At 33.9% G+C, this 13,402-nt stretch carries 8 protein-coding genes; 7 read left to right on the top strand and 1 reads right to left on the bottom strand.

Annotated elements, in window-relative coordinates; genetic code table 11:
- Positions 1-228: 228 nt before the first annotated feature.
- Complete coding sequence (locus UABHE_RS01490) at positions 229-1,557, top strand: protein kinase (protein ID WP_372368390.1); 1,329 nt, start codon at positions 229-231, stop codon at positions 1,555-1,557.
- Here the strand turns inward: UABHE_RS01490 and UABHE_RS01485 are convergent.
- On the bottom strand, positions 1,552-2,400 hold the full coding sequence (locus UABHE_RS01485) for a lysophospholipase (protein WP_372368389.1): 849 nt from the start codon (positions 2,398-2,400) through the stop codon (positions 1,552-1,554). The two genes, UABHE_RS01490 and UABHE_RS01485, sit on opposite strands and share 6 nt — an antisense overlap.
- A gap of 643 nt (positions 2,401-3,043) precedes the next feature.
- On the opposite strand from UABHE_RS01485, the gene UABHE_RS01480 reads away from it, so the two are divergent.
- From UABHE_RS01480 to UABHE_RS01455, 6 genes are all read left to right on the top strand, one after another.
- Entirely contained in the window at positions 3,044-5,128 is a 2,085-nt protein-coding gene (locus tag UABHE_RS01480) for a tetratricopeptide repeat protein (RefSeq protein ID WP_372368388.1), read from the top strand.
- Between the two features lie 15 nt (positions 5,129-5,143).
- A complete protein-coding gene (locus UABHE_RS01475; RefSeq protein WP_372368387.1) occupies positions 5,144-5,866 on the top strand; it encodes an RNase H family protein in 723 nt (240 codons plus the stop codon).
- Positions 5,859-7,214: an L-seryl-tRNA(Sec) selenium transferase gene (gene selA / locus UABHE_RS01470; RefSeq protein WP_372368386.1), complete on the top strand. Its 1,356-nt coding sequence runs from the start codon at positions 5,859-5,861 to the stop codon at positions 7,212-7,214. Before UABHE_RS01475 ends, selA begins: the two co-directional genes overlap by 8 nt.
- 268 nt (positions 7,215-7,482) lie before the next feature.
- Positions 7,483-9,357: an STAS domain-containing protein gene (locus tag UABHE_RS01465; protein WP_372368384.1), complete on the top strand. Its 1,875-nt coding sequence runs from the start codon at positions 7,483-7,485 to the stop codon at positions 9,355-9,357.
- A 421-nt stretch (positions 9,358-9,778) separates the two neighbouring features.
- Positions 9,779-11,227 (top strand): patatin-like phospholipase family protein, encoded by a 1,449-nt coding sequence (locus UABHE_RS01460; protein ID WP_372368383.1) that lies wholly within the window; start codon positions 9,779-9,781, stop codon positions 11,225-11,227.
- Positions 11,224-13,401 carry a hypothetical protein gene (locus UABHE_RS01455; RefSeq protein WP_372368382.1) on the top strand — a complete coding sequence of 726 codons (2,178 nt, stop codon included), beginning with the start codon at positions 11,224-11,226 and terminating at the stop codon, positions 13,399-13,401. The genes UABHE_RS01460 and UABHE_RS01455 overlap by 4 nt, the downstream gene beginning before the upstream one ends.
- The last annotated feature ends 1 nt before the right edge of the window (position 13,402 follow it).

The following is a 13,402-nucleotide window of genomic DNA, read 5'->3' as shown; positions in this document are numbered from 1 at the left end:
AACAAAGGTAATTTATTCATTCAGAAATATACTCAAAGAAGACTATTGTTTTTATTTGAAAAAAAAAACAAAGTATGTATAATTAAACGCCTTAGTGGGCTATTACTTAATTTTTAAGTAATCAAACACACATTCATCTTCTTTATAAAATCACTTGTTCTAATAGATGTTAGATAAATATTTTCAGCTGGCCTCCCAATTTCAAATTTATCCCTAAGATTAGAAACCATGACGCAACTACAAAACAGATCTATAAATATAACAAATAAAAGATGCCAATCTAATATCCAGGCGAGAGAGCATTTTGAACATATTTTACAAGGTAAATATATTAATCAAAATCGTATCTTGGCAAATTCAAGTGATGGTTCAAACCAAACTATTCGCATAGAAAAATTATTGGGAAAAGGGGGCTATGGAGAAGTATATAAAGTTTGTTACATCAATCAACCTACTCAATATCTAGCCTTAAAAATTCCTAGAGACCCTCTTGAAATTACAAGAAACTATATCAATAATGAAATTCAAAAACTCAATACCTTACAGAGAATCGGTTCGAAATATATCCCCAAAATTATTCCATTTTATTTTTTCTGGGGACAAGAGCAAATACCTTGCTACTTAACTCATATATACAAACCCATATATCATATATTTCCAGAGTTTCTAAATAATGAACCAGTAGATCCTGTAAACGCCCTAAAACTTTTCTATTTAATCACCTTAGGACTAAAACACATCACCTCTAATCATATTGTACACAATGACATAAAGCCCGAAAATATAATGTTCTACGGCGAAACTCCTATTATCACAGACTACGGAACTGCTCGTAGTAACAGTGAAATCAATGAAGTTGAAATAGAAAGAATATTAGGGCGCCTACATGGAACGCCAATTTGGTTACCACCAGAACTCATTTCTATTCGTACAGATGAGTATGATAAACCATACGTGTATTATAATTTAAGTAAGGTATGTCAAAAAACAGATGTTTGGGGTTTGGGCCTTATTTTAATGCGTTGTTTAACGGGGCGAAATTTATTCTCAATGTCTTCGATCGACACTTTCTCAACACCAGATGTTTTTTTAAAAATAAAGCATTTATTTAACGAAAAAAACATATTGAGAAAATATAAACATTGGTGTCAGCGTTATATGAACCGCCTCTATCAAAATAATGATGTGTTGCAAAAACAAACAATCGACATTCAACATATTCGCTCTTTACTTGGCTCTTTACCAACAAGAGAATTTAGCAAATCGCTAACAACAAAAAAGAAAAGAAAAGAAGATATGTTTTCCTCTGGGAGATTTATGGCGGCAAAACTACTAATGAAGAAAATAGAATTAATGAGTCGTAGTCGATCAGATGTGGAAATTAGAGATTTTTTTATAGAAATATTATTTGAGCTTTACGATATTTGTACAGCTCCTTTAATGGAACGTGTCAAAATTTATAGACTAGCAAATACATTAGAACAAGTTTTTCCTGGCCTTAGAGAAATTGATACACGCTCAGAAATTCCAGATTTAGGGGTACATAACTCTCTATAAGTTATCTTCGGTCCAGGCTAGCATTTTTCCTATAATTTTATCATTTGCTATTTCATTTAAAATTTCATGTTTTGCATGACGAATAAGAAAAAATTCTTTTTTGCAACGTAGGCCAGCGAAAAAACTTTTTGTTGCTGCGACGTCTGAAGTAGTATCACCATCCCCTTGCATTATTAATGTTGGGGTTTGTATCATATACTTTTTGGATTGTACTTGTTTCATTGTTTTATACAATTCACAAAGCCATCTTGCAGTAACTTTTTCGTGGATAAAAGGATCCAAAGAATATTCATGACCAACGTTTGGATCATTACTTAAATTTTCTACATCTATTTTATAGTCGACAGCAAATTTTGGCAGAGCGATGTTAGAAAACTTAGCCATCACTTTTTTCCATATAGAAGGTTGATTTTTCATATGAAAAAGAGGACTACAAAGAATATTACCTTTGACAAAACATTGGCCTAATTGTGTAAAGAGTATAGCAAGAAGAGCTCCCATATTATGCCCGAGAATAAAAGGATTTTTCATATCTTTAAATTCACGAAGAAAAGCATAAAAATTCCCTACATCGACAAGGTAATCCTCTAATTGATTCACAAAACCTCTTTTTCCTTCCGAACGACCATAACCAGCCAAATCAAAAACATAAAAGTTATAGCCTTTTTCTGCAAGAGATTTACCAATTTTTTTGTAGCGTCCACTGTGATCTAGAGCACCGTGAATACCGATAATATCACCCTTAGCATCGGAATTTTGCTGCCAATATCTATAGAATAGCCATCTATTCTCCGATGGAAAGAATCCTTCGCAATAAAGCACACTTTGATTACTCATTCCCATAAAACTCTCTAAACAATAGTTTACTCAAATTAATAGCCAAAACTACATAACTTGGGCATAGTTTATAAATTTGGTTTTTAGCAACTCTAACAAAGGTGATGTTTGTTGTCAAAAAAAAAATCGAGCCTTTGCTTTTTCCTTTGAAAGATTCTATGCAATTGCTATAATTTACAACAATAGATACTGCCACTTGAATACGGCAGGTACGGCAAAAGCGCCCTCTTGTAACGCAAAGTAACAAAATACCAAAGTACAAAGGGGTTTGGAAAAAACGATGTACCAAATTTTGCGCAGGAATTTTATTCATCAGCTACATATTTTGAATGTGCATAGTATGGTTCTGTAATTAAAAATAACAACGCTGATGGATAAAAGAGCTAGTAAAATAGCATAATTTTTCCAAACTCCTTAGTGCGTGTCGACATTTATCTTCCTTATAATTTGGTTCTTTTAGAGAGTAGCTTCGTTACTTTTCGGTTGCAGAGCTCAACTTTTGCGCTCTCAAAGTGCCTTGCTACTTCCTAAAATATCTCATATTATATAAAAACCTAAATGTCAACACACCTAAAATAACACGAAATATGTTGCTTTGTTAAGCGCTAGTTTTTTTGATGTTTACAACTATTGGAATGAAGTTATTACTATGGCTAGACATATAAAACAATTAAAAGAGTTTTCCCAAAATAAAGAGTTAGTATTACTAGTGGGTTCTAGTATAAAGCAACCTTCTTCTCATACAAATTTCATACAAAAATTTTTATCTACTCTCCAAAATAGCTGGGATATTTTAGAACTTTATCTTTCAGAGGTAAAAGATAGAAACTTAACAACAGAAGCGTTTTATCGAGTATTTTATGAATATTTTACCGACGATGTGTTTTTGCCTCTACAAAGTTTTAAATACACAGAGGCAGATCCATTCTACGAAACCATTGCACAAATTGTAGCCAGCAAAAAACTTCTAGCACTTGGTACTATAGACATTGACAATAGATTGTCACTTGCATTAAAAGAAGAGTACACTGACATTCCTTTTGAGCAGCATGCCGACACCAACATTCCTTATATTTCTTATTTAAACGGATGCATAGACAACGAAGATTCGCTGAGACAAACTTTAGACAACGAAAGCCATAGGCTTATAGGCGCATCGCCAAATCTAGAAAAATTTTATCATTTTATAACCAAGAATGATAAAGCAAAAGCCGTATTGTTAATGGGGTTACATCCAAACGATTTTTGCTGGAAAAAGACCTATGGATTTGCTGTTCAGCTAGCTAAAAAGTATCCCGAAAAGCCAATTTTTTGGATGTATACGGAAAAAAATATAGCTCTAGATCATCTCGAAAAATTAGGAAACGTACATTTAATTCCTTATAGCCCTGATATTTTAGCAGAAGTTTTTGATTTACAACACGTCAATGAAGCAGTAGCTGATTTAGATCTCTCTCCTTTAAACAAGTGGTTAGAAGCCAAAAATACAGATGCTGACTTACTTGAATTTTCGGGTGCACTACTTAACCAAGTGATTAGCCGTTCACATTCTCTACAAACACTTGATTATGCGATGAGTAGTTACCAAAGCGAAATGAACAGTGGAGGATTAGCTAGAGTACACCGTCTTAAAGGAGCAATATACTTTGAGCAGGGCCACTTAGAAAAATCTATACACAATCACAACGAAGCAATTTCCTTGTGGAGCCGTTCTAACAACGAACAACAACTCGCTAGAGAAAATGTTCTTTTAGCAGACACCTACTGGAACGCTGGCGCAACCGACCGCGCAGTACAACATTATGGTGAAGCTCTCTCCATCTACAATATGCTAGAAAACATAAGTGGAATATCTTCAGTAACAGATAAACTAGCTAGAATTTGTGATATAGATGAAGATTACGAATTAGCCCAAAGATACTATAACGAAAGTCTTGAAGCTAAAAAAATAAAAAACCAATACAGTGAAATGGTACAAACGCTTCTAAATTTAAGTGCATCCCTAATTAAAAATCAAGACTGGGAGCAAGCAACTAAAAACCTACAAGAAGCACTACGTATAGGTAATGAGTATTATTGCCACTCTTCTTTAGAAGAAGTACACCAACACCTAGGGCTTATATCTATGAGTGCCCTAGATTATGAACGTGCGTACGAACACTATAAAACATCTCATGGAATCTACCAAATTCAAAAAGACGTTTTATCTTCTGTTTTTGTTAATTGTAACCTAGGGCATATTTGTGCAAAATTAGAGAATTATGACAATTCAGTAAAATATTACGAAGGTGCTCTAGAGAGTTATGAAAAAATGGGCGATTGGCAGCACCTTGCTGCGATATACAACAACCTTGGTTATATAAATACCTGTCGCAAGGAATGTGGTCTTGCTGAAGAATATTTTTCACGTTCTGTTGAAATATTCGTAGCACTTGGCGACGTTATGAATCTAATACGAACTCATGGTAACCTAGCACGCGTTTACACAATGCAAGGTGAATTTGAGAATGCAATTGAATGTTATTTAGCCAATGTAGAAATGCTAACACAGCTAGATGAAAAAGTAGAATTAGCTTCGACGTTAATTGCAATATCAATAGTTCAGGCGCAAAGCGATCAAAAAGAAGCTTCGGAAAAAAGCATCAACGAAGCTATCCAAATTTATCAAAATTTAGGTATGGAGAAAGAATTACAAGAAGCAGAAGAAATTTTACAAAACTTAAGTTCAAGCTAATTTTTGGAATAAAAAATGCCGTGGGTGCGTAAAAAATTTAAAAAATGTAAAGTGTACACGCTTGTTGATGCGCAAGGTCAAATAGTTATTGAAAACAACCTTGCGCAAATAAAATATCGAAATGTTGAAGATGACAAAGTTTATAATGCTCGACTAGATGATATACAAGATATACCAGAAGAAAACAAAACAGAACAAAATAAAACAGAACAGAACAAAACAGAACAGAACAAAACAGAACAGAACAAAACAGAACAGAACAAAACAGAGTATTCTCAAAAGAAAGATAGTTCTAACAACAAAGACCAACCAACAACTCCGGGATCTGTCACACAACAAATAGAGATTTATACAGACGGAGCTTGTACGGGAAACCCTGGTCCAGCAGGAATTGGTGTGTTTTTTAGTTACGGAGCGCATAAAAAAGAAATTAGTGAATATATAGGACATGCGACAAACAATATTGCAGAATTAAAGGCGATCAAAAAAGCTCTGGAATCATTAAAAAATAACCAACACCCTGTAACAATATTTACGGACTCTCAGTATGCTCTTTCTGTTCTAAACGGTGCCTACAAAGCAAAAAAAAACAAAGAACTTATTAAATCTATTCAGGAAATAATGAAAAACTTCAAGTATTTGCAAATGAAAAAAGTTGCAGGGCACGCAGGCATTCCTGGAAATGAAAAAGCTGACCAATTAGCTGTAGCTGCTATCGAAAATTCAAAAAATGAATAAAAACAAATATAAGCAAATTCCTTCTGTGAGTCGTTTATTAGAAGATAACTGTATTCAAAGTATCCAGGCTCCTCAGAATGTTAAATTAAAAGTAATAAGAGAGCACTTACAAGAAATTCGCAGTAATATTTCTACGCGAACTGTTATTTATTCTGATATTGTAGAAAACATCAAGAATACGATTACCACACAAATAAATAGTTTGCGTAGGTGTATAAATGCAACCGGAGTAATACTGCATACAGGGCTAGGTCGCGCCCCTATTTCCCCTCATATACTTGCAAAAGTTCAACAAAATCTTGCCAGCTACATTAACCTAGAAATTGATTGCAATAGTGGAAAAAGATCCCATCGCGATGAGCACACAAAAACAATACTGACTAGTCTAACAGGCGCAGAAGATGCGACTGTCGTAAACAATAATGCTGCAGCGGTCTTAATTACTATTTCAGCAATAGCCAAAGGCAAAGAAATTATTGTTAGTTGTGGACAGCTTGTCGAAATAGGCGGAAGTTTTCGAATACCTGAAGTTATAGAGCAAAGTGGAGCCAAACTAAGAATCGTAGGATGTACGAATAAAACACATCTGTGTGACTACGAAGCGGCCATCAACGAGAACACAGCAGCTATTTTATATGTACATACTAGTAATTATAAAATAGTTGGCTTTTCTTCTACACCAAACACATATGAACTTGCTCAGCTAGCGAAAAAACATAATTTGCCTCTCATCGAAGACGCAGGCTCAGGACTTATTAACGACTTTGACATACCTCTTTTAGCAAGTGAACCAATTATCAAAAAAAGTATTACTAGTGGAGTAGACATAGTTACTTTTTCTGGCGATAAGCTTTTAGGAGGTTGCCAAGCAGGAATTATTGTTGGAAAAGAAAAGTTTATAACTCGTATACGTAACAATCCACTTATGCGCGCATTACGCGTAGATAAATTTACTACACTTATTTTGCAACAAACTCTACAAAATAATCAACAAAGCTCCTTAACAACAAATCCTATACTTGAAATGTTAACAAGAACTCCACTTCAAACTCAGAAAATGTCCCAAAATATCAGTGCAACATTACAAAAAAAATCGCACTACCATATAACTGTTGAAAATTTTCCATCATACACAGGAAGTGGTGCACTACCAGCAACACAAATAGAGTCATTTGCAGTAGCCATCCGTACGAGTAGTAGATCCTTAGCAAAAGTAGCACAAAAACTAAGATTGAACGATCCAGCCTTATTTACAGTAATAAAGAATGATACTTTGTATATTGCTCCAAGATCTTTACTCAAGGAAGAATGTAAAGAAGTCATTGCCATTTTAGGTAAACTATTGTGAAAAAAATACATTTGCTTGTGCAGCTTTGGCTTTGATATACTAAAATGTGTGCACAAACATTAGAGTACATCCACACTTAGGTTTTTGTATAATGCAACGACAAAGTAAGGCATCTTGAAAACGCAGAATTACATCTACAACTGAAAAGTAACAAAGCTAATACTTCAAATAACCCGCATTATAAAAAAGGTAAATGTAGACGCACCCTAATGCAAAATTCAATAACCACTAGCGCTTATAACTTGCCTTACTATAGAGGAATAATACCATGGAATTCACCATTGATACAGAATATTATAAACAAGATGGTGTAGGCGAAATTGCCTTGCTACAACTTTGTGGACCAATTGACCAAAAAAGCGTTCCTATCTTTGAAGCTGAAATCCAAGAGTTGTTTAAAAACGATATATGCCGTTTTGTTTTAGATTTGTCAAATACTAAATACCTGAATAGTTCAGGGTTAGGTCTACTCATCAATATAGCTCATAAAGTAAATGTTGTTGGTGGTGGAATTCGCCTAGTAAATGTGGCCGAAAAATTCAGAGTACTGTTTGATATGTTGGGTTTAGATTCTTCCTTGCCCATTTATGAAAACCGCGATGTTGCCCTTCGCTCTTTTGGTTCAGGTGAACTACAACTAAAATCGGGTGATACTATAGAAAACGAGCACGAAGAGGATGAAGAACTACAAGAAGATGAAGAACCACAGGAATCAGAGTCAAACACAACCGTTAATGAAACAACACAACAGCCAAGTGCTGCTCCTTTATTAGAAGAAATAAATGAAGATGATGAAGATGATAGTAAATCAGATGCAGTATCTCTTCTAAATAAAAAAACCTTGCCTAATTTAAAGAAAAATCTTGCCGAAAAACAAGGTAACACTTTAAAATTTACAGGAACAGAATCTCCAGTAAAAGAAAAAGAAGAAGAAAAAGAAGAAAAAGAAGAAAAGGAAAAACCTGACCTTTACGAACCTGAAAAACCCGTAGAGCTAGAAGACGACCCAAATTTTGAACTAACAGGTAGTTTATCGGATCTTGCAGATAAAATAACTGACGACGGGATATCATCTATATTAAACATTGAAGGCTTAGAACCACAAAAATCTGAAGTTCAAGTAAACAGATCTTCCCAGAACTCTGTTCTTGAACATAGTTCTTCTACAAAAAAGAATATTCAAGAAAGTGACGCTCAGGAAAGTAATGTTCAGGAAGCTGACGTTCAGGAAAGTGACGTTCAGAAGAGTGACGCTCAAGAGAGTGATGTTCAGGAGAGTGATGTTCAAGAGGACGTTCAAGAGAGTGATGTTCAAGAGAGTGATGTCCAAGAAAGTAATGTCCAAGAAAGTGACATACAATATTCAAACGTTCAAACTCCGAAAAAAGACGAAGAAGTCTCTTTATCTCTTATTCAAAAAGTTTTTTCAGACGACAACTCAAAAAGTGCTATCCAAGAAACTCCAAAAGTTGAACAAAGTTTACCACCATCGCAATCAGCATTTATGTCTGGAGGAGTTACTCCCACAAGCTTAGAGCGAGTACGACCATCTTCACGCCAACCACGTGTAGTACAAAAACCTATCGAAAAAACACTACAGTGGTACACAGTAGTTGAATATTATAATCAAATGAAGAAAAATCAAACATTTCCTTTAACTTTACAAGTATCTAAAATTGATGTAGTAGATGGTAGCAAAGAATTTCTAACAAAATTAAAAAACACCAATATTGTGCTCGTACCACGCTTTCCTGGTTGCCAAGTAGTACCTGAAAGAGTAAGTCTAGATCTTTCAAAAGAAAACCTAAGCGCTGAATTCTGGATCACTCCTTCTACAAGCGGTGATATTCCTGGATGGGTAGAAACATTATACAAAGGTCAAACCTCTTCTTTTATAAAAACGCCATTTAAAATCAAAAACTACTATGCTGTATTAGTTACTTTTATTCTTAGCTTTGTAGCACTACTGTCTCATTCATCAAAACAACTCAACTTCTTACACGATTATATTCCCGCAGATCAAAAGGTTTGGGGCCACATTGCTATTGGATTTATACTCCTTATAACTTCATTTTTCTTTCTCAAAAAGTCTTCCCCAAAGATTGATATTATTGAAAAACTAAGTCGTGAAAAAATGCAATAATTTTATCAAAAAGCTAAGACGTACTAATATGCTATTTGATGTCTCAACATTAACAATATAACTTAGCTAGTAAAAATAGAGACTACGATCCCGATCCCAAAAAAACTTCGAAATGGGCTCGGGATCGAAAAAACATTTTGAATGATGACAGGCCCTAAGCATAATGATAATCGAAACTTTATAACATTGAGTTTTTATCATTAAGATCAGTAATAATTTTTTGCCTAACCAAGCATTTTTAATATACATAGATTGCTCTCCTAAAAGGAGAGTATCGACATAAAATCACAAACGGTTGTATTCACTATTTCGGAGATACAACTTAACCAAACAGCATCAACAATTAACGTACCTAAGATTCATCTTTAAACATCACCTTTCAAATCAAAAACAATCTCTCCTTTTTATAAGGACGAACAATATGTTTTTTCTTTTTCGAAACACAAAATCTTTTTTTTGCAAAGCATTATGCCTTTTATTTTGCTCTTTATTACTAGGATGCGGAGTTATTATAGGTACAACTGTAGATGCAGCAAGAAATATAGTCACTTACCCTTTGAAAGAGTATGTTTTTTGGGGAGCATATAAATACGACAATAACTGGCAAACTCCTTATAAAGAGATACAGATTGAAAAAAAATACGGCGATGTACTCGTAGGCGTTGCTGTCTCAGGTGGTGGAAGTCGTTCTGCTTATTTTTTCGCAAGTATAATAAAAGAACTCCACAAAATAAAGCTTGCTTCCAAAAAGTCCATTGTTGATGAAATTGATTATATTTCAAGCGTTTCGGGAGGCAGCCTAGCATCAGCTTACTACTGCTTGGCTCGTTACAATAACAAACAAAGCAAGAACGATCCTTTATTTTTTGATAAATTTAAAAAGGCAATGCACTGTAATTTTCAAATACAGGCTCTAGCAAGAATTCTATGTGGATTTTGGGTCCTCGACTTGGTAACTTATTACAACAGAGGAGATTTACTTGCAGGGATATGGGAAGATAACTTTTGGGGAAATGCTACATTTCGCGATCTACTACAAGCAGAGAAAAATGGAGCTCCTAAACTTATTATAAATGGTACAGATCTCAGTGGTGGGCACAAATTTGTTTTTTCAACTATTAAGGATTCGCAATTTAACAGCTCCCAATATTTCAAAGCACTTCGCGAAGCTGGCTTCATAAAACATGCAACAACAGAAAGCCACATCCCCTTTAAAACGATTGGTTTTGAAACGCTAAACTCTGATATTAGCCCCTACCGCGTATCAAAAGCAGTAGTTGCATCAGCCTCTGTTCCCAACTTACTTGGCCCTGTTACTCTCCGCGATTATACACAAAAATCAAGATTTCTAAATATTTCTGACGGAGGAATATACGACAACTATGGTGTAGAAAGTTTGATGCAAATTTTTACATCTATTTTAGATAAAAACCCAGGAATGAAAGCGAAAATTATCATTATCGACGGGTCAGGATATTTTGACGTTGATAAATTAGACTCTGGAGACCTCGATGTCGCCTATTATTCCCAAAGGCCTTTAGAGGTATCATGGTTGCGTACCAAAAACTACATGGAATATGTATTTAAACAAGCAAATAAGTTCACAAATAAGAAAGGGCAAACTCCTTACAAAAATCTTGAATACGAAGTACTTAGTTTATATGATGTTTTACCCTCCCAAGAAAAGTCCACCTCTATCACCGGAGAAAAAGCCATAGATTCAATATTGCGTCCTGATATAACAACTTTAAATTTTTTCAAAAAAATTTCATCTATTCAAACAAATTTTGCTATTTCATCAGAAGACGCAACAATTGTTGATGAAGTTGCCAAGAAAGTAGTCCATAAATTAAGAAATAAAAAACAATGAACTGGAAAAAACTTGCAAATCAAAAATGTAATACTGAGCTAGTTACTTTATGGAAAGCATTTTCTCAGTTAACGGAAAAGCAAATAAAATGGGTGCAAACAGAAGAAGATTTTATACGTTTGTTTTACGATTTAGATAGTAAACATACCATTAACGCTAACATTTTGCGTTTTCTAGCTCTTTATATATATAGCCAAGATATCACATCTAATATAAAAAAATTCCAGGAGAATCTTCGACTTATTTCACAAAAACATGACATAAACGAAAAAAGTTCCATCTCTCAAATCATAACTTTTATGCAAGATTTATCTCCACAACTAATTAAAAAAGTATCGATAGAACTCCAGGTAGATAAAAGTAGTATAGCACAACCTGTTCATGTAGAGGTTCAATCAAAACAAGACGACTTTATATCATTTGATCTTCGTCAACCAGATGAAGAAATAGACACTCTGGAAACCTGTGAATTTGAACTAGAAAAATCGCCAAACCTTGCACAAACATTACGAAATGTACTCTCTAATACCGAACGCTACAAAAAATATGCTAATAATACGAAAAATTGGCTCAAAAAAGGTTCAACGCAAAGTTTTGGATGGTTAAAGAAACGTAAGTTTTTTCAGCCTGAAATAACTAAAACTTCCTTGTGGACATGGCATCAATACAAAAAAGGGCAGGATTGGGTTTTTTATAAACAAGAAGTGTACATTCGTATACCTCAAAAAAAACCTTATTTAGGTTACGCTGCTATTCTAAATCACAAATTTTTAAAAATAAAATTTGTTATTGATAAACATAAACGCAAAAGTTTATGCACGTGTAACCCTGGAGATTTTATTCGAGTAATCAAAGGTATATTAAATTCTTCAAAACTAGAAAAATCACAGCGAGAAATATTAACTCAACTTAAAGATAGTTTATTAATACGCCAAAAAATGCTTCTACAACCAGAAACGACACTTGACATTATCAACTACGGAGAAAAAACTTTCCATAAAATACTGCTTCTACTCAGCAAAATCAGCAATAAACGTAAAATTAATAAGCAAATTTATCAATATCTACTAATACAAATAGAGCAAGTGATACAAAATCACCACCACAATTTTCGCCGCGAAATAGAAAAAACAGCTCACCTTCAAGGTCTGAAAAGTTTGCTTTGTAAATATCCTTTAAAAAGATTAACAACTATTACAAAATATGAAGAATTACAAATTATCTATAAGATAAAATGTATTGTTCGTGAATATGAAAAAACTCCTCATCAATTAATACAAATACTCAACTTATATTTTGGAACAGTTGGCGAAACCAACATTAGACAGATACTTCCCCAGATACTATACACAAATGATATCAATTTACGAATTATCAATGCTTTGTATGGAGATCGCTATCTCGAAGACTTACAAAAAACACTAAGTGAGTTAAAAAAACAACCACAGTGTAAGAATGTAGCGCAACCCTTAGAACATTTAATCGAAAGTTTTCTATCGAGTAAAAAATTTACTTTTCTCGAATTTAAAACAAGTTTAAATTTTGTTCCTACAAAGCTACAAAACAAAATAACAAGTCTTGTTCGCCGCAAGCTACAAGAACAGCTAAACATACAAACAAATAATATCTTAGTTCAAGAAGGCAGATATATCAAACGTTACGAAGGTTTATTAGTACAACTACAGAATGTACAATACCAAGGTGCAAATTTGGTAGTATACGGCGTCTCCCCACAAGACATTGCACAAAGAATAAAAAGCATCTCTTACCAACAGAAAACTATTGATCGCGCCATACAAAACACATTTTCAGAGCTCAAAATACCAAACAACTTAAAACTCTTAATCAAAAAAGCAAAGTCAGCTCAGCAACTCGCAAAACAAAAAGATCTTCCTAACTGTATACGAGTTTTACAAAAAATACAAAATATTTTGCAAAAGCAAGAACCAATCAATTTGCGTAAAGTAATTATTTCTCTATTCAAACAACATGGCAGTATCAATTTTTCTACTTCAACAAAAGAAATTACCGGCTACAACATAGCGTACAATCTCAGCAGATTTTTCAATGACCATACAATAAAAGAACTAAATATACCAGAGAGTATTCATCCAACAGTCTACGAAAAACTGCACAGTATAATGGATAAATCTGGACGAATGCAAAAGCTGTAAA

This window comes from Candidatus Uabimicrobium helgolandensis, assembly GCF_041508025.1.
GTDB classification, from domain to species: Bacteria; Planctomycetota; Uabimicrobiia; order Uabimicrobiales; family Uabimicrobiaceae; genus Uabimicrobium; species Uabimicrobium helgolandensis.
Note: the sequence above shows the minus strand (reverse complement) of the source record. Positions and strands in the feature narration are given on the sequence as shown.